The sequence below is a fragment of the Pseudarthrobacter sp. NBSH8 genome (assembly GCF_014217545.1).
Taxonomy (GTDB): Bacteria; Actinomycetota; Actinomycetes; order Actinomycetales; family Micrococcaceae; genus Arthrobacter.
Map to the genome: position 1 here is coordinate 1031223 of NZ_CP043178.1, position 26357 is coordinate 1057579.

General features: G+C 64.3%; 24 protein-coding genes. 6 read left to right on the forward strand and 18 right to left on the reverse strand.

What is annotated here, in order from left to right; genetic code table 11:
- The first annotated feature begins 357 nt into the window (after positions 1-357).
- The 4 genes from FYJ92_RS04800 to FYJ92_RS04815 all read left to right on the forward strand — a co-directional run bounded on the left by FYJ92_RS04800 (position 358) and on the right by FYJ92_RS04815 (position 3985).
- The gene (locus FYJ92_RS04800; protein WP_185262835.1) at positions 358-738 is read left to right on the forward strand and encodes a cupin domain-containing protein; all 381 of its coding nucleotides are present in this window, start codon (positions 358-360) and stop codon (positions 736-738) included.
- Positions 739-838: 100 nt separating this feature from the next.
- On the forward strand, positions 839-2239 hold the full coding sequence (locus FYJ92_RS04805) for an NAD(P)-binding domain-containing protein (RefSeq protein ID WP_185262836.1): 1401 nt from the start codon (positions 839-841) through the stop codon (positions 2237-2239).
- 776 nt (positions 2240-3015) lie between these two features.
- On the forward strand, positions 3016-3459 hold the full coding sequence (locus FYJ92_RS04810; protein ID WP_185262837.1) for an ester cyclase: 444 nt from the start codon (positions 3016-3018) through the stop codon (positions 3457-3459).
- A 235-nt stretch (positions 3460-3694) separates the two neighbouring features.
- On the forward strand, positions 3695-3985 hold the full coding sequence (locus FYJ92_RS04815) for a hypothetical protein (protein WP_255482313.1): 291 nt from the start codon (positions 3695-3697) through the stop codon (positions 3983-3985).
- Positions 3986-4237: 252 nt separating this feature from the next.
- On the opposite strand, the gene FYJ92_RS04820 is transcribed toward FYJ92_RS04815, so the two are convergent.
- The 10 genes from FYJ92_RS04820 to FYJ92_RS04865 form a co-directional block, all read right to left on the reverse strand.
- On the reverse strand, positions 4238-4762 hold the full coding sequence (locus FYJ92_RS04820) for a hypothetical protein (protein WP_185262838.1): 525 nt from the start codon (positions 4760-4762) through the stop codon (positions 4238-4240).
- Positions 4763-5450: 688 nt separating this feature from the next.
- The gene (locus FYJ92_RS04825) at positions 5451-6698 is read right to left on the reverse strand and encodes a type II toxin-antitoxin system HipA family toxin (RefSeq protein ID WP_185262839.1); all 1248 of its coding nucleotides are present in this window, start codon (positions 6696-6698) and stop codon (positions 5451-5453) included.
- The gene (locus tag FYJ92_RS04830) at positions 6695-6952 is read right to left on the reverse strand and encodes a helix-turn-helix transcriptional regulator (protein ID WP_185262840.1); all 258 of its coding nucleotides are present in this window, start codon (positions 6950-6952) and stop codon (positions 6695-6697) included. The genes FYJ92_RS04825 and FYJ92_RS04830 overlap by 4 nt, the downstream gene beginning before the upstream one ends.
- A gap of 157 nt (positions 6953-7109) precedes the next feature.
- Positions 7110-7877, reverse strand: a complete 768-nt coding sequence (locus tag FYJ92_RS04835) for a DeoR/GlpR family DNA-binding transcription regulator (protein ID WP_185262841.1) — start codon at positions 7875-7877, stop codon at positions 7110-7112.
- 86 nt (positions 7878-7963) lie between these two features.
- Positions 7964-10465, reverse strand: coding sequence for a 4-hydroxythreonine-4-phosphate dehydrogenase PdxA (pdxA, locus tag FYJ92_RS04840; RefSeq protein ID WP_185262842.1), 2502 nt, complete (start codon positions 10463-10465; stop codon positions 7964-7966).
- 127 nt (positions 10466-10592) lie between these two features.
- Complete coding sequence (locus FYJ92_RS04845; RefSeq protein ID WP_185262843.1) at positions 10593-11228, reverse strand: DUF3105 domain-containing protein; 636 nt, start codon at positions 11226-11228, stop codon at positions 10593-10595.
- On the reverse strand, positions 11225-11338 hold the full coding sequence (locus FYJ92_RS04850; RefSeq protein ID WP_219729709.1) for a hypothetical protein: 114 nt from the start codon (positions 11336-11338) through the stop codon (positions 11225-11227). The genes FYJ92_RS04845 and FYJ92_RS04850 overlap by 4 nt, the downstream gene beginning before the upstream one ends.
- Positions 11339-11461: 123 nt before the next feature.
- Positions 11462-12361: a F510_1955 family glycosylhydrolase gene (locus tag FYJ92_RS04855; protein WP_255482314.1), complete on the reverse strand. Its 900-nt coding sequence runs from the start codon at positions 12359-12361 to the stop codon at positions 11462-11464.
- A gap of 81 nt (positions 12362-12442) precedes the next feature.
- The gene (locus tag FYJ92_RS04860; protein ID WP_185262844.1) at positions 12443-13051 is read right to left on the reverse strand and encodes a DUF305 domain-containing protein; all 609 of its coding nucleotides are present in this window, start codon (positions 13049-13051) and stop codon (positions 12443-12445) included.
- Positions 13052-13185: 134 nt separating this feature from the next.
- Positions 13186-13638, reverse strand: a complete 453-nt coding sequence (locus FYJ92_RS04865; protein WP_185262845.1) for a hypothetical protein — start codon at positions 13636-13638, stop codon at positions 13186-13188.
- A 299-nt stretch (positions 13639-13937) separates the two neighbouring features.
- Between FYJ92_RS04865 and FYJ92_RS04870 the strand changes: the two genes are divergently transcribed.
- Positions 13938-14249 carry a hypothetical protein gene (locus tag FYJ92_RS04870; RefSeq protein WP_185262846.1) on the forward strand — a complete coding sequence of 104 codons (312 nt, stop codon included), beginning with the start codon at positions 13938-13940 and terminating at the stop codon, positions 14247-14249.
- A 117-nt stretch (positions 14250-14366) separates the two neighbouring features.
- Here the strand turns inward: FYJ92_RS04870 and FYJ92_RS04875 are convergent, their stop codons facing one another.
- From FYJ92_RS04875 to FYJ92_RS04890, 4 genes are all read right to left on the reverse strand, one after another.
- Positions 14367-14819, reverse strand: coding sequence for a DUF4383 domain-containing protein (locus tag FYJ92_RS04875; RefSeq protein ID WP_185262847.1), 453 nt, complete (start codon positions 14817-14819; stop codon positions 14367-14369).
- Between the two features lie 142 nt (positions 14820-14961).
- Entirely contained in the window at positions 14962-16422 is a 1461-nt protein-coding gene (locus FYJ92_RS04880) for a multicopper oxidase family protein (RefSeq protein WP_185262848.1), read from the reverse strand.
- On the reverse strand, positions 16422-16682 hold the full coding sequence (locus FYJ92_RS04885; RefSeq protein WP_185262849.1) for an SHOCT domain-containing protein: 261 nt from the start codon (positions 16680-16682) through the stop codon (positions 16422-16424). The genes FYJ92_RS04880 and FYJ92_RS04885 overlap by 1 nt, the downstream gene beginning before the upstream one ends.
- Before the next feature lie 117 nt (positions 16683-16799).
- Entirely contained in the window at positions 16800-18104 is a 1305-nt protein-coding gene (locus FYJ92_RS04890) for a diguanylate cyclase domain-containing protein (protein WP_185262850.1), read from the reverse strand.
- Positions 18105-18268: 164 nt separating this feature from the next.
- Here FYJ92_RS04890 and FYJ92_RS04895 point away from each other — a divergent pair, with 164 nt between their 5' ends.
- Positions 18269-18934: a Pr6Pr family membrane protein gene (locus FYJ92_RS04895; RefSeq protein WP_185262851.1), complete on the forward strand. Its 666-nt coding sequence runs from the start codon at positions 18269-18271 to the stop codon at positions 18932-18934.
- A gap of 424 nt (positions 18935-19358) precedes the next feature.
- On the opposite strand, the gene FYJ92_RS04900 is transcribed toward FYJ92_RS04895, so the two are convergent.
- From FYJ92_RS04900 to FYJ92_RS04915, 4 genes are read right to left on the reverse strand one after another with little or no spacing between them, the layout of a single operon-like run.
- Entirely contained in the window at positions 19359-20576 is a 1218-nt protein-coding gene (locus tag FYJ92_RS04900; RefSeq protein WP_185262852.1) for a Wadjet anti-phage system protein JetD domain-containing protein, read from the reverse strand.
- Between the two features lie 34 nt (positions 20577-20610).
- On the reverse strand, positions 20611-24033 hold the full coding sequence (locus FYJ92_RS04905) for an ATP-binding protein (RefSeq protein WP_185262853.1): 3423 nt from the start codon (positions 24031-24033) through the stop codon (positions 20611-20613).
- Positions 24030-24647 (reverse strand): DUF4194 domain-containing protein, encoded by a 618-nt coding sequence (locus FYJ92_RS04910; RefSeq protein WP_185262854.1) that lies wholly within the window; start codon positions 24645-24647, stop codon positions 24030-24032. The genes FYJ92_RS04905 and FYJ92_RS04910 overlap by 4 nt, the downstream gene beginning before the upstream one ends.
- Positions 24644-26086: a DUF3375 domain-containing protein gene (locus FYJ92_RS04915; protein WP_185262855.1), complete on the reverse strand. Its 1443-nt coding sequence runs from the start codon at positions 26084-26086 to the stop codon at positions 24644-24646. Before FYJ92_RS04915 ends, FYJ92_RS04910 begins: the two co-directional genes overlap by 4 nt.
- Between the last annotated feature and the right edge of the window lie 271 nt (positions 26087-26357).

Sequence of the window (26357 nt, forward strand, 5' to 3'; positions counted from 1 at the left end):
AATAGTCCAGGAGCAGAAGATGGGACGTTTTTCGGTCGCGGATCCGAGCGTTAGTTGACAAAAAGAATCTCGCAGAAATCTGTCCCGAACGATTGACTTGTACGACTGTTCATGTCAAGGTCGGTGGACGACGGAGCGTGATTCACTTCACATCGGCACAGCTCGAGGAGGAGCTCAACCGGTCCGTTAAGAATCAAGAATGTCGGATTTGCGACCATTCCTCCCGGAGCCATAACCCGGTTTCAGAGGTGACCTTCAATGCAGTCCCTTATGCGCCAAAAGCGCCGTCCCCTATGGCTATTTATGCCCTAAATGAGGAGTTCTGAAGAGCTCTTCACCCAATTCACAGGAGAGACCATGGAAACCACCCTCGTAGGAACGCTCAGCAAGGCCGGATCCATCCACAAGGTAGAAAACGGCTTCATCGGGCTGCCGTCGATGAACGAGCCGGGGACGGACGCCGCGATCGGTGACGCCCTCCACAACCCCGCCGGCTCTGTCATGTGCGCCGGCTTCTTCGAGCTGGAGGCTTCCGAACCATTGGTGTACACGTACACCTATGACGAGATGAAGGTGGTCATCAAGGGTGAGTTCATCCTCACGGACCAGACGACAGGAGAAGTCACCCACGCCAAGGAACGCGATGTGCTGTTCTTCCCCAAGGGAACCACCGTCAAGTTCGAGACCCCTGAGTATGGCCTGGGGTTCTTCGCCGGCGACCGCACCTTCGCACCCTAGGGACCATCCAGCACGTTCACATCGTTGCTGGCTTGATACGCAACCCAACTCACAACGTCGCACACCAGCGGCCCCTGAAAATTTGGAAGAGGAAAGCAGCATGACACTTCGAGTCGGAATCATCGGTGCCGGCCCCAGCGGCCTGGCACAACTGCGGGCCTTTGAATCGGCACGCCAAAAAGGCGCCCCCATCCCCGAGATCCTCTGCTTTGAGAAGCAGGACGACTGGGGCGGGCAGTGGAACAACAGCTGGCGGATCGGCCTGGACGCTCACGGCGAGCCGGTGCACTCCAGCATGTACCGCCATCTATGGTCCAATGGGCCCAAGGAATGCCTCGAGTTCTCGGACTACTCCTTTGACGAGCACTTTGGCCGCCCCATTTCCTCTTTCCCGCCCCGCGAGGTTCTCTTCGACTACATCAAGGGCCGCGTGGAAAAGTCCGACGTCCGCAAGTATGTCAAGTTCAACACCGTCGCCCGCCACACCAGCTACAACGAGGCAACGCAGGAATTCACGCTGACGGTTGAAGACCTCAAAACCAACCTCACCGAAACCCACGTGTTCGACAAGCTGGTGGTCGCCACCGGACACTTCTCTGTCCCCTCAGTCCCCGAGTTCAAAGGCATCAAATCCTTTCCGGGCGAGGTTTTGCACGCCCACGACTTCCGCGGAGCCGAGCGCTTCTACGGGAAGAACCTGCTCATGATCGGCAGCAGCTATTCCGCCGAGGACATTGGCATGCAGGCCCACAAAATGGGCGCCGCATCCATCACCATCAGCTACCGGACAGCGCCCATGGGCTACCACTGGCCGGAGAACACGTTTGAGCGCCCACTCGTCACCCACTTCCAGGGCACCACCGCGTACTTTAGCGACGGCACCCATGATGACTTTGACGCCGTCGTACTTGGCACCGGATACCAGCACAAGTACCCGTTCCTGCCCAGCGAGCTATCCCTGAAGTCGCCAAACGTGCTGTACCCGGGCAACCTTTACAAAGGCGTGGTGTGGCAGCAGAACACCAACCTGTTCTACCTTGGCGCGCAGGACCAGTACTACACCTTCAACATGTTTGACGCGCAAGCGTGGTTTGCCCGCGACGTCATGACAGGAGCGATTGACCTTGCGTCCATTGCCGAGCGCGAGGCGGACATCCAGCTCTGGCTCGCGCGCCAGGCCGCGCTGCCTGATCACGACGCGGAGGCCGATTTCCAGACGGACTACCTGCGAGAACTCATCGATGCCACGGATTACCCGCCCTTCGATCTGGATGCTGTTTCCCAGTTGTTCAAAGACTGGATGCACCACAAAGAAACGGACATCCTGGGGTACCGCGACATGGTCCACCGCTCCGTGGTCACCGGCACCATGGCAACCAAGCACCACACCCGCTGGCTCAACGCCATGGATGATTCCATGAAGCGGTATTTGGAAGGGCCTTCGCAGGATGTGGACACCGGCTCACCTGCAGCTGTGGATGACATCCTTGCCGCGAGGTAGCTACAGGATATTCGCGCTCCGGACCGTATCCTGGCTGTTGCATCGACAGCCAGGATACGGTCTTCGGCGGTACCAAAATCCAGTCCTTCAACGCCAGGTGCAAAGGGTGGTCTATGCGGGTATCTGCTTCGGAACGAAAAGGACAGCTGATTGCAGCCACGGTTGAAATTATGCGGCGTGGGGGTATAGGGCCGGTGACTATGCGGGCCACTGCCGAGGTGGCTAAAGCCCCGTTGGCTACGGCTCATATTGCTTCAGCGATAAAGACGAGCTCACTTTGTGGGCAACACGCAATGCCCGACCCGAAGGCTCCCTATCACAGCGCCCAGTTCTAGCAGGCGTCTAGGGCGGGTCTTCTCCCACGGGCGAAACAGCCGCGACCTCAATCTCAACCCCTGCGTCCCGGAACTTCGGCACCTGACCCGCCGACGCCGTCGTCCGTTACCCAAGTCCACGGCAGCGCGAGCCCCGGTCCGGGCTCAATGTGGGCTCGGTTCAGACGCCCCGTCTTGTTTCCGCGCTGCCTCGTCGATCGCTTCCAACACCCGCGCGTGGTTTGCCGCGTCCTTGAGGTCGTAGCGGAGCGGCGTTCATCAAAATGCCCCATCCACAACGCGACGCTCGTTACCGGAAGCCCCTATGTCGTGCTGATTCTGGAACCATTGACACTCCTTCTGCCAGGGCGTGTACTTAAATCGGGTTCTGCTTGAGCAGAGGCCCAGCCATGGAGCGGCCCGCCCTTTCCGTGAGCCGCCCTTGAAACGGGAGGTCGGAAAATGGGACAGGCACGCGAGGTAATGGATCGCTTAACCTCGGCAATGACAGCGAGAGATAAAGAGACGCAGGCAGCCTGTTATGCCGCTGATGCGGTCGCCGTTACCCCGGATCAAGGCGAGATTACCGGGCAGGAAGCAATCAGCAACTACCTGTCGCAATTCGGGGAATCATTCCCTGACGTCGGCTATGAGTCTTTGCAGAAATATGAGGCTGGAAATGTAGCGATCGATGAGGGCTATGTCACCGGAACCAACACAGGACCGCTGCCCTTGCCATCCGGCGAAAGCCTGCCTGCAACGGGCAAAAGCATCAGGGTGAGAAGTTGCGACGTCGCGCACGTAGAGGGTGGCCTAATCAAACAGCACACGTTCTACTTTGACCAGAGGGAGCTCATGGGACAACTTGGCCTGCTCCCTGAATCCCCTTCCAAGCCAGGAGCCTGAATGGCAGATTAGGGCCACCGGTAGCGCCACAATCGGAAATGATCTGAGCTGCCGTACCCGTTGCCCGTCAACAGACACGGCTGCGCCCTTGCGGCCACTTGGGACGGAAGGGTTCTCAGGTCCTTACTGTTGCCGGGAGCTATCCCAAGGGGCAGATCTCGCTTCTTGCCTAAGAGCAGGCTCGCCCACCTGACAGAAGGGGCCAAACAACCGGATTAGTTGGAGGAAAATCGAAATGTTCGCCAGAGTCAGCACCTACGGAACCGGACCGGAAACCATCTCGGATGCGCCATCGGAAGACATCATCAACAGGGCGCTTGAAATTCCGGGGTGCAAGGGAATCTACTATTTGCGCGGGAAAGGTGCAGGCAAAGACCTGTCCATCACATTGTGGGACTCTGAGGATTCCATGACGGCGAGCCGGGAGACAGCGAATAAGATCAGGACAGAGACCAGCGCAGCTGAAGGAACTCAGATCCTCGCCGTGGAGGAATTCGAAGTGACGGCCAGCAGCTTCAAAGACTGAATATCCCCAGCCTGTGTCACATCCACCAGGACTTGCCACGCCAGCCGCTCAGGATTGTCTCGGTCATCCGCCCGACCACGCCAGCAAGCAAACTCGGTTTTTGCTGCTACCCGCGGGCACGAGTGGGCCCCGCAGCCCATGAATCGGTGCTCCGGGGCCGGGCAGTCCGCAACCTTTGGGAGATGCTGCGGACTGGCTATGAGGCCAGGGCAGGCGTCCTGCGCTGGCCTCAGTAGACCGTCAATTAGTCAACTATCCCTCGATCAGGATGGCCGGCTCGGTGAACCCCGCGAAGGTCAGCGAGTACTCGTAGCTGAGGACGTTGCTGGTGACTTCAGGTGTCCAGTTGGGGTTGGGGCACGTGAAGGTTGCCAGGAAGTCCTCGGTGCTCGTTCCCGCTGTGGTCTGCGAGGGCACCACGAGCCTGCCGTTCTTCGTGGAGGTGAGTTCGCTAGACGTTTCCGTTGTTACCGACCTCGAGAACGGTTCGACAACTTTGCTCTTCGAGCCTGGGTTGTGGCAGACGCCGCTGATTGTGCTGGTGACTTTCAGTTCCACGGTCGCGTTTGTGTTTCCGACGCCTGCTATCTGCGTGCCAGTACAGGTTACGGTGGTACCGCTGACGGTACAGATGGGCTCGGCAGAGCCCTTCGCGTAGTGGGCTCCCGGTGGAGCGTTGTTGAAGTTTGTGACCGCGTGCGCCGCAGTCATGCCTGTTGCGAGGGCGAACAGCATTGCCACGAACAGAGTCAGGACGCGGCGGAGTGATAGCTTCATTTTCAGACTTTCTGCAGATGCCCTGGGCCCGATGCCGAAGGCGGTAGTTACAGGGATTTTGGATCCGGCTTTCGCCGGTCCGTGTGTGTTTCGGGAGCCCCCTCAAGCCCTCCAAAAGCTACCCGGCCGCAGAACCCAGATTGAGCTGCGCCTTTCAAATCGGGCGAGCGACCCGCAGCGCCGTTGCCTGTGCTGTCCTCGCCACCGAACTGATTAGGGCCTTGTCCGGCTAATTTTTCTTATCGATATTGGGATTCTTTCAGTGCAGATGCTGCAAATATGAATTCGCCGATTCCCAGCTCGTGGCGGTGTGCATGCCGTCAGTGGCAGGCGACACGGAGACTTTGAAACATCACCTCCCGCGGGAACATTTTACCTCTGTGCGGCGCATCGTGGAATGCAGCGGGGCTAAATAGGGGAGGGCTTGAGGGGCATTTAGGTAGGCGTTCTGCCTCACCTTTCGGTGTCTATTTTTCGGGGTCAACAACGGCGGGCTTCGTCCAGGTTCTCCAGTGACATGAGGGGCTTCAGCGGCACACTCCACTGCGATGGAATTGCCCCTTCTGCTCGGCAGTTGCCGCATATCTCGTGGTTGACCGAGGTCAGCGGGCGCGCGCCGCGCCTCCCGCTTCAGCGCGCCGGTCAGGGTGAAGATACCCCGGTGATCCGGGTGCGCCGGGCTGGTTCCTCAGCGCAAGGTCCGGCGGGCTGTCCCCCCGTTGAGCAGATCGGCTGCCCGGGCGGGGACCAGTTCACCCAGGAAGCCGATGCTGGACTCCGCGCGCGTCGTGGCCGCTGCTCCGGCCACGGCCTCCAGGGCGGCCGCTGCGGTAGTCCGGGCGTCGTCGGCGTCCAGGCCCCAGGCGGCGCCTTCGCGGACGACATGCTCCAGGGTCAGATGATTCAGCCTTGCCTGACCGTCCAGCGCATGGCCGGCATTGACGCTGGGCGCGTAGAGCAGTTGGGTGGGTGCCACGTCGTACAGGGGTGCCAGCAACACCTCGCCGCCGTCGCGGATGAGCACCGAATAGTTCTTGGAGTGCGCGTCACCGTTGCCGATGACGAGGTTGAAGGTCACAGCCCGAAGCAGATCGCGCCGAAACGCGTCGTCGTCGCGGGCATGCGGTGCCGCCGCTGCTATAAGCCTGGTGAGCCTGGACGGCGGCGCCGTGGTGCCCTCGTACTTGGCGCTGCTGGCCAGTGCCAGGGCCTGGGTGAAGTCTTCCTGGTGGAGACGGCCACCGTCATGGGTCCGGTCGTAACGGGTGACAATGATCGCCTGGCGGGTGCCGAAGGTTTCCAGCCGGGACTCGGCTGCCGGCAGGCCGGCCGCGGCAGCCACGTTCAGGCACCAGTGCTCCGCCGCGAGCAGATGCGGCATCGGCGAGTCCAAGGGCTCGGGCTTGATGATGTGGGTGGAGACGGCTCCCCGGCCCGGCCATGCCCAGCCCTCGCCGCGGCGGCTCAGCAGGACCTTGGACTGGATGCCGGCCAGGGAAGCCGTGATAGCGAAGTCCGCCGGCAGGTCCCAGGTGGGCAACGCTTCGACGACGTTGGTGACCTCAACATCGGTCATCGGGATGGCGTCGGCTGGCCCGTCAGGCGACGTTCCGTCCGGCACCGCCTGGACGGCTCCGGCGCAGTCAGCCCCGAGTATCCGGAGCAGCCCTAGAGCGTCCGGAGTGGAGAGCCCGTTCACCAAGGCCAGGTGGGAACGGACCTGCCCTTCCGGCAGCAGCCCATCAAAATAGTTGAACACGGACGCGCCGGTGATCTTCTTGCGGGTGACCGGCAAAGACAGGGAGAGGAGGATCGAGCACGCACCGTATTCGGCGATGATGTCGGGGTCGTAGTGAAAGGCCAGTCGCAGGGATGACCCGGACAGCACCCCGATGTGGCGTCCGTGCAGATACACCTCAAGGCTTTGGCGCTTCATTGTTTCACCTGCAGTCTGGCGAAACGGGGGACCAGGGCAACGTCACGGCCGACTGCCCGGATGGCGTTCATGGCGATGACGATGGACACGGGCTCGCCGTGTTCAAGCCTGACGATGGTTCCCCGGGTGACGCCCAGTTTCTCGGCGACGTCCTGCTGGGTGAGTCCTGCTTCCTTGCGGGCCTCGGCGATCGACCGGCCAAGGGATGCCGCGTCGACCGCCCGGTAGAAACTGGTTGCCTCAGAATGTTCCATATAACGATCATATGGTCTTCGTGGCAGAATGTTCAATAACTCGAACATTCTTATCTCGATGTGTAATGTTCGATAAAACGAACACGCCGGGTTTCGGTCCCCAGCCGCCCCTCACCTCGCAAGCCCGGTCAGGGAACCCTGCGGTCGTGGGCCCGGCTCAACCACCGGCCAGGACAACCTCAATCCCGGAGCCGCGGAACTTCTGCACCTGGGCCGGGTCGGCGCCGTCGTCCGTCACCAGGGTCCACGGGAGCGCGAGCCGCGCCCACGCGTGGAAGGGCCGCAGGCCCAGCTTGGACGAGTCCGCCAGTACATACACAAGATTGCCGCGCCGGGCCATGAGTTCCTTGAGCCGGGTCTGGGCGTGGTCGGCCTCGCAGATGCCGTCCTCGGCGGTGACGGCGTCTGCGCCGAGGAACACGCGGTCAAAGCTCATCCGCTCCAGTGCGGCCTCGGCCAGGGGGCCAACGAAGCTTTGGCTCAGGTTCCGCAGCCGGCCGCCGAGGCAGTCCACCTCGATGCCGTCGGACTCGGCCAGTTCCTGCATGGTGTTGATGCCCGGCGTCGTCACGTACAACCGATCAAACCCGCGCAGTTCGTGGGCCAAGGCACCCACGGTGGAGCCAGCGTCGAGCAGGATGTTCTCCCCGGGCCGGATCACGGACGCCGCCCAGCGGGCGATGGCCTGTTTCTGCTCAAACGCCTCGCCGGTGCGCTGCCGCAACGATGCTTCCGGGTGGGCGCCCAGCGCCATGGCGCCGCCGTAGGTGCGCGCCAGCCGGCCTTGCCCGTTCAGGAGCGCCAGGTCGCGGCGGATGGTGGATGCCGTGACCTCGAACCGGGCGGACAGTTCCTCCACGGAGGCCAGGCCGGTGGTGAGCGCCAGATGGTAAATCTCTTCGCGCCTGGCATTTGCCGACAGCATTCCCGGTCTCCTTTCCGTGGGCGTGGTTACCATGCTAGTTCCGGCCCCTCATCCAATGGGTTTCGACAGGCTCAACCACCGGGGGTCTACACAGCCACGGCGGGCCGGGTGGCCATCTCCGCCGCCTGGTGCAGCGCCTCCACCATGCTGCGCGAATCGGCGATCGCCTTGCCGGCAATGTCAAAGGCGGTGCCGTGGTCCACGGAGGTCCGGATCACCGGCAGGCCCACGGTGATGTTCACGCCGGCCTCGATGCCCAGCACCTTCACCGGGCCGTGCCCCTGGTCGTGGTACATGGCCACCACCAGGTCGTAATCGCCCCGCCCGGCCAGGAAAAACAGCGTGTCCGCGGGCAGCGGGCCGGTGACGTCGATGCCGGCGGCGCGGGCGGCCTTCACCCCGGGTTCGATCTTCTCGGCTTCCTCGCCCTGGCCGAACAGTCCGCCCTCGCCGGCGTGCGGGTTAATGGCGCAGACGCCGATCTTCGGTTTGGCGATACCGGCCCGGATCAGCGCCTCGTGGCCGCGGCGGATGGTGCGTTCCACCAGGTCCGGGTTGATCTTCCGGACGGCGTCCATCAGTCCGATGTGCGTGGTCACATGGATGACCTTGATCTTGGGCGTGGAGAGCATCATGGACACTTCCTCCGTCCCGGTCAGCTGCGCCAGCAGTTCGGTGTGCCCGGGGAAGACGTGCCCGGCGGCGTGCAGGGCCTCCTTGTTCAGCGGCGCGGTGCAGATGGCCTGCACCTTCCCGGCCATGGCCAGCTCGCTCGCCACGCGGATGTATTCGTAGGCGGCGTGCCCGGCCACGGGGGAGAGCTGGCCCCAGGCAAGGTCTGCCGGCAGCAGCGCCAAGTCGATCACGTTCACCCGGCCCGGCGTGAACACCGCGTCCTCTACGGAGGAGTTTCTCTGGATGTCCGCTGCGATGCCCAGGATGTCCGCGGCCTGGCGGAGGCGCAGTGCGTCACCGATCACCACGGGTTTGCATTCGGCGTTGATCTGCGCATTCAGCACGGCGGCTACCACCACCTCGGGTCCAACACCGGCGCCGTCGCCCATGGTGACGGCTACATACGGGAGTTCCGTGGGATCAACAGCATTCATGGAGGGTCCTTTTCCGGGCAGGGACGGCTGGGGCGCCGTCGGCAGAGGGGAGTGCGTTGTGGGGGGATTCGCTGTGCGGGAGGGTGAAGACGTTGAGCAGCCGGCCAATACGGCCAATACGGCCAGGATGGTGCGGAGGCTGTCCGTTTCGCCGAAACTGCCCGGGCGGGTGACCACAGGGTTTCCGTCCGGAGCCAGCGACAGGACGGCGCCGTGCTCAATCTCGCCCTGAACGCCCAGCCGCTGCACACCTACGGCATCGAGCACCGAGCGGGCCGTTTCGCCGCCGGTGAGCATCAGCGGCCGATCCCTGGCGAGCGGCGCCACTGTCCGGGCCAGGGCGGCGGCAATGGCGGAGGACGCCGCAGGATCCACCGTGGATGCATCCACGGTCACCGCAGCCGGACCTGCCGCCAGGGCCTGCTGCAGCGCAGCCATGTCAGCGGTTCCCGCCAGCAGGTCTGCCGGGGACAGGGTGATGACGGGAACGCCGTCCGCGGCAAGGGCCTGCAGCTGTTCCCTGGCCGGGCCGGACGCGGAGCCCACCACCAGCAGGGGAAATCCGCCGGTTGTGCGCTCGCCGAGGGAGGAATCTACGACGTCGGCACTTCCGTTGGGTGCCTTGCCGGCAGCCCGAGCCACCGCGGCGCCTAACGCGGTACCTAACGCGGTACCTAACGCGGTACCTAACGCGGTACCTAACGCGGTGCCGAGAGCTGATCCGAGGGCTGAGGCACCCGCGAACCGGACGCCGGGAATGCTGAGGGCGGCGCTGACAATCGCTTCCAGATCGGCCTGCGTCTCGGCGTCGCAGACCACCACGGGGAAGGGGTGTTCAGCGCTCGCGTCCTTCAGTGCCGCGGCCAAGGTCTCGCCGCCGCTGCGGACAGTAGCCAGCCCAACGGAGGACGTACTTAGCGGATGCAGCGCAGCGGCGATGGTTACCGGCGGCGCCGACGGCTCGGCGTGCCACAGCGTGGTCTCGTGCAGTGGCACACCCTGGTGGTGCACCGTTCCGTTGACGGTGCTGCGGCCCAGCGGCGGCAGCGCCGGGGCCAGAATGACGGGACCTTCCGCGGCGAGCACGTCGAGCTGGGATGCCACCGGCCCACGGAGCAGGGAGTCGATCTTCAGGAAAACCATGGGGGAGGAGTCGCCGGCAGGAATTGAGTCCAGGACTTGGCGCAACCGTGCGGCGGCATCGGCGGGGAGCTTCCGGTTGTCAGTATCCAGCACCACAAGCGCGGTGTTTCCCAGGTTCGCGTCCTGCAGGATGTCCCGCAGGGCAGTGGCAAGCTCCCCCGGGGGGTGCGGGAGCATGCAGACTTGCGGCGCGCCGTCGTGAGACCTTGTGGCACCGGGTACGGTATGCGCGCTCTGCGCATCCTCACCAGGGGTGCTGGCGAGGGTCCCCAAAAATGCCGCTGCCGTCTCAGCGGCGCCGGAAAGGTCGTCAGCAATCGCAATTATGCGATTCATCGCTGCCTCCTTTAGTTTCCGCAGAACTGGGTTCGGTGAAGCCGGTCCGGATCAGTCTGCACAAAACACGCTAATTCACTTGCGTACTTTGCGCAATCCTGCGGCCGCCGGTGCGGCAGACGTCCGCTCAGCCGTTCACGCCGCCGGTACATAGGGCCCCGGGCTCCGGAGCGTTGGGGGACTGGGCGTAGGCGCGGATGAATGGGGCAATGCGCGGATCGGCGGCGTCCGTCACGGTCAGCTGGGCACCCCAGGCCGTGGCCGTGATGTCAGTCCCGGACACCGTACCGGGGCTGAGTAGGACGTAGGGCTTGTCCTTGGCCAACGCGGTCAGCGTAGTGACATCGGAAGCGGCCAGGCCGGAGCCGTACGTGATGCTGACGGCGCCGTGCTCCAACGAGTGGACGGCGCGCTCCTGGTTGACGGATTCGGTGTAAATCCCGCAGTTGGTCCAGGTGGCCGCATGATCACCACCGACTCCGGGCGGGTGGGGGTAATCCACGGGTCCTTCCACGTGGTTCCGGGACAGGCCGGTAAAGGTCTGGATGCCCTCGATGGGTTGCCTGGCGGCCTCGGCTGCGGCGTTCTTTTCCTGCGCGGACCCGACGATGGTCAGGGTGACGGCGGTGATGATGCCCGCCAGGAGCAGGCCAAAACCGCCGAAGAGGAGGATCTTGAGGCGGCGCCGTTTCGCCTGCTGCCGTGCGCGGATACCGGCCACGGTCTGTTCGTTTTCGGCGCGTCGTTGGTCTATATTACTCATGCGGAGATTCCTTTACTGGCGGGGCGGGGTATCCCGGCGTCGTCCCCGGGGCATTGGCCGGGGTTGTCGGCGTCGAAGATCACCGTGACCGTTTGTTTGGGCCGGACGATGACGGTGTCTTTCCGGGCGCCGTCGGTCCCGACCTGGAACGGCGCCGGTCCAGGTGGTAATCGGTGTGAATGCTCATGTGAAGTCCTTCGTAGGGGGTTCTGGAGACGCCGGTGCGCACCGGATCAGTCCGCGTCTGAGGGCCGGAATGACGCCCCGCCGTCCTTCGACACGATCACACCCTTTGAGGTGGCGGCCCAGATCCACGGCTTTCCGTCCGTGCCTTCCGTTGCGGTAATGGCCTGAACCTCGCCGCTGACGGCGCCCGTCCGTTCCCAGGACACGCCGGCGTCGGGGGAGTAATACACTGTCCCGTCCGGTGCGACGCCGACGGCCTTGCCGGCGCTCGCAAACGAGGCGAACTGGATCACAGGTGCCGCCTCGTTCAGCGTCCAGCTGGTTCCGCCATCGGTCGAGCGCTGCACGCCCTTCTGGGTGGTGGCGAGGACGGCGTCGCTGGCGGGATGAGCGGCCAGAACAGCGGGCACGAAGTCGACGGCGACCGTCTGCCACGTTTCGCCGTCGACGCTGGTCCGGAGTGTCCCGTCGAAGGCTACGATGCCGGATTTTGTGGCGGCCAGGGCGTGGAAGTCGGATTGCTTCTGCCGTGAGAGTTGCTGCCAGGTCCTGCCGCCGTCAGTGCTCTTGATCAGGCCGAGCGGGTTGGGCAGGTCCGAGCCTGCGCCAGGGTGCCCCGAAGCATAGAACACGTCCGGGTCACCGGCCGCGGTGAATCCCATGTAGTCATTGGTTGGTCCGATCTTGACAGCAGGGTTCCGGGACATGTCGAACAGGCCCTCATGGGTGGCCAGAAGCACCTGGCCGGTTTCGCCGTCGACGCTCAGCCCATGGACGTGGGCGCTCGGCAGTCCGGGCGCCGCGCCGGCTGCTGGGGCTGTTGCTGATCCACCTCCGGAAGGCGAATCGGTGGCTGCCGGGGTGCAGGCGGAGAGAGCAAGTATCAAGGCTGCTGCCGCGGCTGTCATGGCGGAGGCGGGCGGGCGCTGGCGGGAGGGAAAAGACATAGGGGGCTCCAAACGAAGACGGGAAAAGTCAGGGGATACCCGCGCCGGTCCGCTGCGGGACCGGCGCGTCTGCAGCGCTGGCTAGAGGGAGCCGAGCAGAATCTGCATTTCCTCGATTTCTGCCTGCTGGGACGTGATGATGTTCTTGCTCAGGGCGAGCGCGTCGGCGTTCCGGCCTTGGGCCTCTTCGGTCTGGGCCATCATCACGGCGCCCTGGTGGTGCACGACCATCTGGGTCAGGAACAGTTTGGCCGCCTCGGTTCCCTCCGCTGCCCGGAGTTCGTCCAGATCGCCCTCGCCCATCATGCCGGTCATTTCGTGTCCGGGAGCCATCTGCTCCGGTTCATTCCACGTCTTTAGCCAGCCGGTCATGGTGCTGATCTCCGGGGCCTGGGCGGCCTTGATTTTGGTGGCAAGGGCCGTGACCTGCGGATCAATGTCCGGCTTCTGGAGGATGATGTCGCTCATTTCCACAGCCTGGCTGTGATGCGGGATCATGCCCTGAACGAACATGATGTCGGCCGCGTTCGGAGTCACGGTGTCGAGCGGGGCGGCGGTCGCCGGCATACTGGAACTGCCGTGGTCCATGCTCGGCATGCTGCTGCCGGCAGTTCCGGTCCCGGCCGAGCAGCCGGCCAGGGTCAAAGCGGCGGCGAGGACGGTGGCGGAAATGGTCAGGTTTTTCGTCATGGGAATCGGGGTCCTTCAAGGTGGTTGCGGAAACAACGCTGGGCGGGAACGGTCGCCGTCCAGCGACTCAAGCCCTGGCAAAGAGGGCGAGTTATAAAGGGCTGCGTGCCGCTGCGGTGGCGCGGCACACACCTTTACGTTCGGCTGATGCAGAGGTCGCCCGGCGAAGGAGTCGTGGGCAGGAATGAATAAACAGCGTGGCCTGACGATTGGCCGGCGCCGGTGACATTCCCAAAGGGTGTGCTGCCGGGCAGCGGGGCTAACAGCGATCCGGTTCCCGGTGCCGGGACGCAGCCGGCATCCATGCCCGCCATCTCGGCGCACCCGCCGGATCCGGTGCATGAAGCGGCAGGGTCCGACCGTGTTGGAGCCGACGGCGTTTCGGTGACGTGGTGGCTGGTGTGGCCATCCGGTGCACGCACAACGGAATAGGATTCGGCGGCGTGTATGGCTCCGGTAGCGTCCATGGAATGCGTGCCAGGCATGAAGTGCATCCCGAAGATCCCGGAGATGAGGGCCAACAGCCCAGCCAGGAGGCCCGCACGGCGGAGGAGGGCCGGGAAGTGGCGTAGCAGTGTTGTTAGCATGCAAGTTCCTCCTTTCGCGCGGGATCAACTCAATAAGGGTACTCGTGGGGTGGTCCCACAAGCCCCATGTCTCTAACGTAGCCGGAGGCTGATCAGTTCCAGCCGGTCGACGCACCTCGCGGCGGGCGTGGGCCCGTAAGGGACGTCTCGGAATACCGGCACAATACCCCCGAAGGTGAGTCTCCTCGGCCTATTGCCGGGGCCGTGTTGCAAGCGGAGAATGGCCTTACTGGCGGGGTCCCATATTTCTCCGCCGTGGGTATAGGGGCTTCGTCGTAGCCCTATTCCAGGAGAAACCCATGAACGTCAAACGCACCTCTGCCGCCGTGAGTGCCGCCGTACTGGTTGTGCTCTTCACAGGCGCCGTCCCCGCATCCGCCGAGATTGCCAACAGTCACGCCGCCTGCACCGGACTTGGCATCTCGGATCATGCCGTCACGGACGGCCCCGGTGCCGTTCCCGAGATTATCAAAGAAATAAAGGGGGCGGCCGCCTACTTTGGCTTCGCTAACTCGGGCCAGGTTGTGAGCAGGTTCTCGAAGGTCCATGCAGGCACGCACGCGCCGGGCTGCGAGGAAGCCATTGTGGAAATCCTTGTTGCCGGACCATAACGTGCGGTTCATGCCCTGAGCCGCACTGACCTGGCTGGGAACGGTACTGGCCCCGCCAGCAGCGCGATGCTGCGGACGGGGCCATTGCCACGGTTGCCTGATGGTGCAAACGGTCCCTTAGGCGCGGACCTTGGTGTGTCCCTTGCTGAGGACCATGGCCAGGGCGATCATGCCGACGCCGAGCAGCAGGTGCAGAACGTTGTCGAAGCCGTTCAGCGGCACGAAGTTCCCGGCCGATTCCTGGGGGACCACCAGGCCGTATACAAACAGGACCAGATAGATAACCCCGCCGTAGAGAAGGAACGAGCGGGCGCCGGTGGCGGACTTGGCCAAGGCGATGCCCGCCGCGCCGAAGAGCAGGTGGACCACGTTGTGCAGGACAGATACCTGGAACAGGCCCAGCAGCATTGCCTCGGACTCGTGTCCCGCGAAATGCAGCTCGCCGAAGTTTGCCGTCAGGCCCGGTACGAAGCCCAGGACACCGACCAGCAGGAACACGGCGCCGACAACCATGGATGCTTTCTGGACATTGGTGCGGGTTACTGTGCCGGTGTGGGTGTGAGTGGCCATGATGATCTCCTGATGCGATATGGGTTTGCGGATCAGCGGGTTGTGCTTACCTGCCAAACCGTCGGGTTATGCCTTCAGTTCGGGGCCGGCATGCATCCCGGATGGCTCATTTCGCAAAAAATAGGTGTAGTCGGCTGGGGAATCAGCGGACTTCGACGACGCCCATCATTCCCTGGTCCTCGTGATCGAGGATATGGCAGTGGTAGACGGAGCGTCCGGTGAATTCTTCAAAATTGATCCTGACTTTCACCTGGCCGTTGGCCGGGACATTGACCACGTCCCGCCAGGCGATGGTGTCCGGAGCGGTCCCTGATTCCTCGACAACCTGCATCGGCCAGACATGCAGATGAAATGGATGGTCCATGGGGCTTGGATTTAGCAGGGTCCACTCTTCCACGGTCTGCGCGGCCACGACGGTGTCCGTCCGGCTTGCATTGAATACCCGGCCGTTGATGGTGAAACTCATCATTCCCGTCCCCACCCCCAGGCCGCCCACGCCGAGGGTCAGCTGCCGGTGCGCGGCAACCACCGCGGTCCTTAGGTCTGCCGGTGCCGGCTGGGCGGGCACCGGCAGAGGGGCGCCGGACGTTGTGCCGGACACCGAAAGGGTCGCAAGGACAGTGTCCCCTGCGTCCCCGCTGCTGGGGCCCAGTGGTGCCGGCCCCATCATGCCGGCCATGCTGCCACGGTTGTAGTACATGGTCCTGAAAGCGGACTCGCCCTCGATCGCGGTTACCAGCACATCTGCACGGTTGCCCGGCGTCAGCAGTAACTCGTCCACCGGCTTTGGTGTGGGGAAGCGCCCGGAATCCATGCCGAGCAGCTGCATCTGCTGCCCGTCCAGCCGTAACCGCAGGTAGCGGGCAACGCAGGTGTTCACGATCCGCCACCGTTCGCGCTCTCCCGGCCTGGCTGAGAGTTTCGGGTTGCTGTGACCGTTGACCAGGACCAGGCGGCCTTCGCGGCCGATCATCCGGTCCATGGGCGAGGCGCCAGCGACTGAACCGGACCCGTCCAGGGTGATGTCGGAAATGACCATAATGCGATCCCGGCTGGTGGCCGGGGGATCCGTGTCCTCGACGATGATGGTGCCAAAGAGGCCCGCGAAAATCTGGTCAGCGACCACGCCGTGATGGTGCGGGTGGTACCAGTAGATCCCGGGCGGGTGGTCTGCCGGCAGTGAGTACTCATAGCTGAATGAGCGGCCGGGCTGGACCACCACGAAGACGTTGTCTCCGTTTCCCTGGGGTGACACGTGCAGGCCGTGGACGTGCAGGTTGGTGGGGACGGCCAAGCTGTTGACCAGCTCTATTTGGAGTACGTCCCCACCCCTAAGATGCAGGGTGGGGCCCGGGACTCCTCCGTTGTAGCCGAGCACCGATGCCTGGTGGCCGCCGAGCCGGATTGATCCCGGAGCAGCTTCAAGCCGGACCTGCAACCCTCCGTTGGTGCTGTGCAACGCATCTGGTTCGGTGAAGTCCGCGCCTGCTATCGGAGAGAACCGGGAACTGGCCGTCCACCAGAGCCCGGCTCCGCCGGCGGCCGTGGCTGCCGCGCCGAGGCCTCCCACCAGGAGTGCGCTCCGGCGGCTGATGGGGCGCACTACTGGTCTTCCCCGAGGACCCCCAGCTGCTCGCGGTATTGGTCCGCAGACAGTTCGCCGCGGGCAAACCGCTCATCGAGGATCTGCCGGGCGCGGCTCCTGCCGGGGTAGGGACCCGGCGGTCCCTGCATGCCGCCCGGACCTCTGCCCGCGCCAAACAGGCGCGCCGCAACCAGTACAAGCAGGGCTATCCCGACGAGCAGGAGTATGCCCCACAGCCACATCGTCCAGCCCATATTCATGCCGTAATCCCACATCATGAGGGCGCCTTTCACTGGGAGCCATTGATGCTGCGATTCTCCGGCAGTTTCCGGCTGGCCGGTAGGGTTCGAAGGCTCTTAGCTCAAAGAACTTTTTGTGCCAGGTTTCGACCGGGCTCAGCTCCCGTGGACTTCGTACCGGGCCTTGCCGCTGTGCTTGGCCCGGTACATGGCCGAATCGGCCTGCCGCAGCAGCTCCGTCACGTCCGCCGTGTCCGCGGTGCGCTGGGCGACGCCCATGCTCAGCGACACCCGCAGTGACCGGTCGCCGATCATGAACGGCTCGCTCAGAGCCTCGTAGATCCGCTCGGCAACAGGCCCCGTGGCCGGAGTGCCGTCGTCGTTATCCAGAACGACGACGGCGAACTCGTCGCCGCCCAGCCGTGCCACCAGGTCGTGGCTGCGGACGCTGGCCCGCAGCCGCTCGGCCAGCTGGGCGAGCAGCGCGTCGCCGCCTTCATGGCCGAGGGAATCATTGACGTCCTTGAAATCGTCGATGTCGATGAACAGCAGGCCCTCGTGCCGGGTCCGGCGGTCGCTGTCCGGCTCGAAGGATGCCAGTAGTCGCTCCGCCAAGGCCGCGCGGTTCGCGAGCCCGGTGAGGTCGTCGTGTGTTGCCCGATAGGTCAATGCCTTGTGGCTGTCCTGGAGCGCCGCGGCCATGCCGTTGAAGGCCACCGCCACCTCGCCGAGTTCGTCCCGCCGGGCGACGTCCAGGCGGTGGCTGTAGTCGCCGGACTGGAGCTTCAGGACGCCCCGGCGGAGGCTGTTGACGGGCCGCATCAGGTCCTTGACCATCCGACGGCGGAAGTACAGGGTGGCGCCGATGGCCGCCACGAACAGCCCGAACCGGCCAACCACCAGGAGGCCCTCGAGCTCGCGGGTGTCCACAAGTCCGTTGTTGAGCGCCTGGAGGGAAGACTGCTGGACGGCGGAGAGCTGTTTCCGCACGTTTGAGCTCGCGGCCGCGAAGGCAGGCGCATCGGCCAGGTTGATCTCCGCGAGGCCCAGCACGTCATCACCCCAGAGCCCTGCCTTCTCAAGGCCGGCCTGCCATTCCTGCCGCGCCGCGGACAGGGCGTCGGACCGGCCTTCATCTTCCGCCCGGACCGCGGAGGCCGCAAGGAAAAGCAACTCAATGTCCTGCTGTTCAAGGACAAACGCTGCCCTGTGGACGGGCGCCAGCGCGAGCAGCTGGTATCCCAGCTGTTCATGTGTCTCAAGGGCGGCGGCCAGTTCCGAAACGCTGCCGTACTCGGCTTGGAGCCGTCCGGTCGCAGCTTCCATCTCGTTCACCACGAAACGAACTCCGACGACGGTGACGGCCGCTCCGATGAATAGCGCCAGCAGCATCAAAGTGAAGGCCCCGGACCATTCACGCTGCAGGCTAAAGGCGCGCGGCGTGGTGGTGGCGTTAATCATGGGCGTCCTCGGGCCGGGTGATGTTATGCCTAAATTACACGTCACTTCGTGCAATCGGGCTTTTGGCGGGGTTCCGTTACGACGGCCCCAACCGTCCCGGGCCGACACGCTCAAACACCATCCAGCTGGGGGCCCGGAGTTTCCCGGCCCCTTAGGATTTCCATATGACACCCAATCGAGGTCAAGCACTTTTCAGATTCTGGTTTGCCCTGCTCGGATTCCTGGCCATATTTTTCCAGCTGACACACCTGCTCCAGAACGTTCCCGGCGCCTCCGCGGGGAACTTCTTCAGCTACTTCACCATCGAATCCAACATCATCGCGGTCATTACCCTGGCCATCGCCGGCCGGTACGCGTGGCAAGGCGAAAGCCCCCGCTGGCTTGAGCTTCTGCGCGGAGCCGCAACCATCTATATGACCATCACGGGGATTGTTTACAGCCTTCTGCTCAGTAACATCGACGTCAACACGCCCATCCCCTGGATCAACGTGGTCCTGCATTACACCATCCCAACCATCATGGTGATCGACTGGCTTGTGGACCTGCCCAGAACCAGGGTCCCGGTCCGGACCTCGCTGATCTGGCTCGGGTTTCCCCTGCTTTACCTGGTCTACAGCCTGATCCGCGGTCCCATCGTCGACTGGTACCCCTACCCGTTCCTGGACCCCCGGGTCAGCGGCTACGGGACCGTCGCCGCGATGGCGCTGGCCATCGCGGCAGGAGCCTTCGTTTTTGCCCTCGTGGCTGCATTCTCCACGCGGCTTCACATCGCCCCGACCCCGGCAGTTGCCACCCCCAGCGCAACCGAGCCTTCGCTGCCGGGACGGTAGAGGGGTAAACCCGGCGTGGCACCAAATTGACCTGGACGGGGGCAGCTCAGCAAGGGACAAGCGGGCCGTGGAACAGGACAGTGGCTGACCATGCGGCCGCGGCAGTACCGCCGGAGTTCACGTACGACTTCCCAAGGCCCGTTGCGATGCCTGGGTAGCCAGGGTGTCCGGGAACTGGCTCGTCATTGGGGCAATTGAAATTGCCCCGGGGGTCCGCCGAGGGCTCGAACGCCAGAGCACTTGGCGCGGACATCAGAGTCGCTGTGGCCGTGATGAACACGACGGCCAATGCTTTGCTTCTCATTTCATTTCCACCTTCCGGGGTGCGGGCAGTTCCCCGGCCGGGAACGGCTTCAACCCGCGTCCTTAGGGCAGACATTACTCCGGACAGGGCCTCTTCTCATCACGCTTTGGGACAGCAGCTTCAACGACTGGTATCGAGCCGCACCAGCGCCCAGTCCCACGGGACCAGCTCCTGCTCCAGCCTGACCGCGACTCCGAACGCGTCATCGCGGAGCCTCTCGTAGAGCGCTGACTCCTCGGCCGTCAGCCGGCTTAACACAGCCTTCGACGGTGTCGGCTCGCGGACCCAGGCGTCGCGGTGGGCCAGCAGTGTGGCCTCGTCCATCAGCACGCTCACCACTTGCGGGTGGACGGCGCGGAGCTGGTCCAGGATCCGGAACCCGTGCGTGTCCAGGTCACCCCAGTACAGGACCTCACAGCCGAGCAGCCACCCTGCATCCCGTAGCGACGAGAACCCATAACCGCCGCCGTAAATCGCCAGAGTGTCAGATCGCTCGGGTAGGGCCAGGAAGTTGACGAGGTTCTCCGTGATCAGCACTCTGGTGACCGGCAGGCTCAGAGTGCTGAAGGCCTCAGCTGTCACGGTCACGTCGCGTGCCTGGCCCAGCAGCGGCACGGCAGGATCCAGCAGGCGGAATCGGACGAGCTCCGGAGGATGCAGGAAGCCGTGGCCGGCGGCAAAGCGCGCTGCCGGAGTCCGGGCCTGCGTCAGCCCCAGCAGCGAGCCGGCTTCCGCGGACGAATCCGGAAAAGCTTCATCGGCGGGACCGATCGCGCTGGGCTCGGAATTTGCCCGCAGCGCCAACGCCAGTTCGCTGATCACTGCCCTGTGGTTCTCGATGAACTTGGTGTGCACACCGGGAATGCCCAGCTGCCGCACATAGATGCCTGGCTCGGGATTGTCCTGCAGCCATAGGGCCACGCGGGCTGCGGTCAGCGCGTCGGCGCCGAGTTCGAGCAGCTTAAGCGGCCGCTTCAGCGCCCACGCGCGGAAGGATGAGTGCAGCGAGGCCAGGACCCGGGCGAGCTCCAGAAACCGGGCCGCCTCCTTTGCCTTGCCCACAAGCGCGATCTCGGCCTCGGCGTCTGCAAAGATTGCCGCCGCCGGCAGTTGGTTAGCGCCGACCGTGGTGCGGCCCACCTCGGCCGTTTCGAGGCTGAACGGACCCACTGCGCCGAACAACTCCGCCGCCCACGCGCTCGCCGCAGCATAGTCACTCCGGAGCGTCGCCGCCGTCGGACGCTTCAACGGACGACGGCGGGGGTACAGCCCGCCGGGTTCCAGTACCTCGCGGAGCAACGCACCGCTGCCCCAGGCTTTCTGTGACTGCGCCCGCAAATCAGCCAGTGTGGTCCAACCCTGTGCAGGCTGTTTAGGCACGCCGGGCCCGCTCGTCCCGGTACTCCTGGATGGTCATGTTCCGCAGCTGTGAATCGTCGCCGTTGGTGTTGGCCACGAAGCCTACATGGGAGACAAAGGGTTCGATCACATGGATCTTCTGCAGGGGAGTGACGATCAGCAACTGCAGCTTCATCCGCTGGAACAGCTCCAGTCCATAGCGCGCGGACTCGTCGGAGCCGCGGCCGAATGCCTCATCGATCACCACAAACCGGAAGCTGCGCCCACTGCCGGCATTCTTCCCGGCGCTCTTGCCGGACGCCAGCCCAAACTGGAATGCCAGGGCAGCCGCGAGAATCGTGTAGGCGAGCTTTTCCTTCTGGCCGCCGGACTTGCCCCCCGAATCCGTGAAGTGTTCAAATTCCTCGCCCGTCTCGGTCCACTTCTCCGAGGCGGAAAACGTGAACCAGTTCCGGACATCCGTGACCTTGGCGGTCCAGCGCTCGTCGAGGGTGGTGTAGCCGTCCCGCCCCCGGAACCGCTCGATCAGGCGCTCCACCTGCAGGTACTTCTGCTCGGAGTACTGGTCATCGTCGCCGATGGTGCCCTCCGAACAGGCCCGCAGGTCCAGGCCGAACTGCCGCACGTCCAGGTCGGTGCTGTTCTGGTGCTCCAGCTGGATGTGCCGGCCGGCGTTGTACTCAATCCCGGCCAGGGACAGGTTGATTTCGCCGATCCGGTTCACGATGTCCTGCCGGCGGCTGTCCAGGAACGCGTTGAACGCCACCACCTCGTGGATGGTGTTCTGGTTCAGGGATTCCTTGAAATGGGCTTCGAAGCGCGGGAGATCGTTGCTGACCAGCTGCTCCAGGAGTTGGCCGAACTCGCCCGCTGACTCCAGGGCGGCGTCGATCTCCGTGGTCTCGTTCTGGTATTTGTTCCGGAACTCAGCCATCAGCCGAACAGTTTTCTCGGCGGCCCGGGCGATCTGCTTGGACAGCGCGTCAATGGTGTCGGTCAGCCCGTTCCGGACGGCGCTTTCCACCGTGCCCGTGTTCTTGTAGGTGAGCGGCTTGCCGGCGAGTTCCGCGGCGGCGAGCCGGGCGACGGCGGCCAACACGCCGCCGTCGTCCGTTAACGGTGTCTCCCGCAGGACGTCGTGGCAGTCCTCGATCGCCTCGACGATGTCCTTGGCCGCGCCCTCGTTGGAGCCGATCCGGCGTTGGATATCATCAGCCCGCACCTGCAGGCGCTCCAGCTTTCCGGAGAGCTCGGTTTCCTTCGCCGTCAGCTGCCGTAGTACGTCGCTGGTGGACTCCAGCTGGGCTTTCTCCGCTTTGAGCTCCTCGATGCGGCGTGCGGTGAGCTGCCAGCTCAGCTCGGCGAAGTCGGACACCGCCCCGATGATGCCCAACTGCTGGTTCTGCCTGCCAATGGCGCCCAGGGAATCGTTGACCCGGGACAGCTGACCGGCTAATACGCTGAGCTGACCCTGGACCTCGTCCCGTTCCGCACGGAAGCGGCTGATCTTGTCCAGGTTGTCCCAGCCCAGGACGTAATTCCGGCGGTCCGACAGTTCCTGCCGGTCATCCTTCTCATGGCGGCCGCGGCCGCCCTTAAGCTGGCCGTTGGCGGTCAGGGCCTTGGAACGGCGGCGGAAGTCCTCAAGGGTGTCGCAGCAGAAGTAGTCGAAGCGGCTGCTGAGCTCATCCAGCAGGAAATTGCGGAAAGGAGTCCCCTGCTTGATGGCAATCTTCGCCGCCAAGGTGCCCGCCTCGGCCGGCTTCGGAGCGTACGATTCGCCGATCTTCAGGTACACCAGCCGGCCGCGCAGGTTGTTGCCGTCCACCCAGCCGCTCACCGCAGCGTAGTGCTCCGAGGGCACCAGCAGCGACAGCGCAAAGCCGCGCAGGGTGCGTTCGGCGGCGCCTTCCCAGGCCGCTTCGCCATCGCGGACGCGCAGCAGCTCGCCCGCGTACGGAAGGTGGGACTCCGCGATGCCCGTCCCCTCGCACAGACGACGGCGGAGTTCCACCTGGGGCCGCGGCAGCAGGTTGGGTCGCGCCTGCAGGCTGGTCAGCTCCGCGGCGACGTCCGCGGCGCGGCCGGTGAGCACGGTACGCGTCATACTCAGCTCGGTGCGGCTGTCCTGCGCTTCGTCGGCACGGGCGGCGAGTTCTTTTTCGACGTCGGTGAGGCGGGCCCGGTTGGCGTCGAACTGCACGCGGTCCGCCGGGGCCTGGAGGCCAAGATCGGCCGCAGCTTCGGCGTACTTCTCAAAGCGGACCCGCTGCGACCGGGACTCCTCGCCCAGCCGCGCAGCCTCGGCCTCGATGGCCGCCAGCCTGCCGCCGCCGTTGCTGCGGATATCTTCCTTGACCGCAGCCAGGTCGAGGCGGAGCTGGGTGATTTCGGTGGCCAGTTTGCCGCTGTCCTCCTGCAGCCGCAAGCCGGTGTTCCGCAGTTCCGCCTGGTGCTCGATGCTCAGCTGCAGCTTCTGGTCCGTGAACCACGGGTGCAGCTGGTCCCGCTGTTGGCGGGCGAATTCATCGTCCCGGCTCAGGGCGGCATGTTGGGCCGCGCCCTCGGTGATGGGGGTGAGCAGCCAGATCTGGTCTTTGGCACGGAGGACGGCGTCGTGGGCCTTCTTCAGGTCGTCGAAGTGGTGGATGAGGTTGCCGATCCGGGCCTCGACGTCGTCTTCCTCGAGCATGTTGGTGCGCACAAAGTTGGTGATGTTCTCCACTTGCTTCATGGACACCGTGCGGTGGAACAGCTCCATGGCCTGGTTGCCGCTGATGCCGAACTGCCGCTTGAACGCCGCCGCGTATGGCTCGAAGGTTTCATGGATGGACGCCCCGGCAGCCCGGAGCTGTTTCTTCAGCTTCGCGGGGTCCTGGCCGAAATTGCCGAAGTCTCCGGCGATGGACTGCTCGCCCTCCACCAGCGAGTAGAAGCGGTTGGGCTGGCCGGCTTCCTGGGTGGCCCAGAGGGTGATGGCCAGCGTGATGGATTTGCCCAGGACGGCGTTGTGGAAGACGCCGAGGACCACCGTGAGCTTACCGGTGCCGCGCAGGGCAACGGGCTTCGAGTATTCGCCGCCGGCGCTCCGGGTGCTCTTGTGGAAGCCCCGCACATAGGACATCAGGGTGCGTTCCTTCTTCTGTGCACCCGCGGCCTTGTTGTATTCGATCCTGTTGGCCGGCAGCAGCAGGGTGGTAATGGCATCCACCACTGTCGACTTCCCGGAGCCGATGTCGCCGGTGAGCAGGCTGTTGGACCCGTCAAGCCGGAAGGTGCGCACTTCCTGATGGAAGGTGCCCCAGTTGAGCAGCTCCAGTCGGTGCAGCCGGAAGCCCGGGGGAGTACCGGCGTCGTCCGCTTTTTCGTCCAGGCTGAACAGCATCTCCTGCTGGTCCGTCCCGTCACTGACTGCTGCCGCCGTCCCGGTGGTCATGCGCTGTCCTCTTCCTTTGTGCTGGTGCCGCTGAGCGAGGCGCGGTAGTCGGCCAGCCGCGCCTCGAATTCCTCCAGCCACTGGGCATCCACATAGGCCTTCAGGATCCGTGCTACCTCGTACGTCCCCGCCTGGCCGCGCAGTTTCCGCAGGAAGCCCAGCTCCACCACTTTCTTGATGTTGGTGCCGAGCTGGTCCAGGATCCGCGCCTCGTTGCTCGATTCGGGCAGGAAAACGGCCACCATGTCCGCGATGTCCTGATCCGTCATGATGAGGCGCAGTTCGCTGCTGTTGGTGTCGAATTCGAGCATCCGGCCGCGGAGCAGCGCCAGGAGGAGGCTGACGTTGAAGGTGAGCGGGCGCCGGGGGATCAGCCGCGGCAGCGTGCCGTCCGGATCCTCGCGCGATTTGAGGAACGCGTATCCCTCGGATTCGTCCAGGATGAGGTCAAGGCCCAGGACGGCCACATAGTCGCGGACGTGGGAGGACAGGACCAGCAGCGACTGCCAGACCTTTTCGTCGGCCTCGGCGTACACCACGCCTTTGAAAAGCTTCGTGACGACGCCGGGAAGTTCCCCGGGCGTGTGTGTTTCCGGTGCGTCTGTGGTGGTCATGCGGGCCTCACGAAGATGATCTGTTCGACGGTGGCTTCCCGGATGCTGCCGTCCGGGAGCTGCCAGGACAACTGCTGTGACTCGTCCGGGTTGATGGAGGCCCAGTCCGATTCGGTGGCCAACTGGTAGTAGGCGACGATTTCGGCCAGCCCCTGGGAGAGCGGATGTGCGGATGCTACTTCGCCGAGCGTGGCCTGTTCGGTGCCGGCCAGGACGTCGTCAATGTTGGACTTGAGCCGCTCCGTGTCCACATGGAACTGGCTGAAGAGGGCGCCGGCGTCGACTTCAGCATCATTTGCAGCCACGACGACGTCGTCCACCATGATCCGCCGGCTCGGCTCATACAGCGGCCGCTCAAAAGGCAGTGCCACATCCACAGACTGCGCGGCGATCTCCATAAAGACGCCCGACGGCGGCACCTCCCGGGTGCCCAGCGCGCCGGATTCGATGCTCCGGACGAGCTGCATGATGCGCTTGTTCTCCAGGAACACCTTGTCATCGAGGAGCCGGCGCATCTGCTGCGAGAGCTGGCGGACTGTGGCCTGGGTCTGCTCGACGGCGGGCAGCCAGTCCTGGTGCAGGTTGGTCACGGCGTGCAGATTGTCCAGTTTGGCGAGGGCGTCGATCCGGGTGGCCCGGTGAAGCAAGTCCCGCAGTTCGGTACGGAGCTGCGGGGACATCAGGTAGTCCCAGAAGCCCTGGAACGTGCGGCCCTGGAGCGAGCCGCTGATGTCCTGTTGGTTGGCGAAGATGGAGGCCAGCAGCTCGCCCTGGGAGCCGTCCCACGTGGCGATCTGTTCGCGGACCTGGCGGTCAAGCTTCCGGAAGTTCTGCTCTACCTCCCGGAAATCGGAGAGCAGGTCCTTGGCCAGGGTGGTCAGCTGCTGGAAATGGTCCAGAGCTTCGGGTCCGGTCATTACCCGGATGTTGCCGTCCTTGATCCGTTGCATCTCGGCGTCGATCCCGTCCCGCTGGCGCTGGAGCTCGGCGAGCCTTACCTCCGGGTCGGTTTCGGACTGCTGGACCAGGGCCTTCAGGACGGCGAAAATGCTGGTCAGCCTGGACTGGGTGGCCACGAAGTCCCGGCCGCTCAGGCTCTCCACCCAGCGGACTACGTCCTCGGCGGCGGCCGTGAGATCGTAGCGCGGCTCGTCCTGGCCCGGGATGTAGTATTTTCGCAGCCACGCGCGTTCCGGGGCAGCCCACTCGTCCAGATATTCCCCGGCCGGGCGGGGGTATTTGTCTTCGCCGAAGACTTCGCGGAGGCCGAACAGGACATCATCGAGGTGGTCGATGAGTTCTTGCCGGCCGATGTCCCGTTGGTTGGGCCCGGTGAAGGCTTTGATGAAGAAACTCACGGCCAGCGGGGCGTTCTGAGCGCGGAGCAGAGACCACCCCGCGTGGTTCTCGCGCAGTGCGTTGATGGCGTAGAAATCCATGGTGTCCTCGGTGCGGGGGCTGTTGTTTCTAAGCTACACGGGGGCGGTGACAATTTCCGTGGAGGGCATCCGGGCAAGGCAAGTTTTGCATCGTCGGAGGCCTGAATCCCCGCACTTTGGCGGCTTCCGCGAGCCCCGACGTTGCAAATGCACCGCAGGTAGGTGTCCGGACGGGGGCAAGGGCCGCCGATGAGACAGTGTGAACCTCTTTCAACGGCTGGCGGTTGTGCGGATGTTCGAAGGGCCGGGTCTTAGCATTGGACGTATGAAG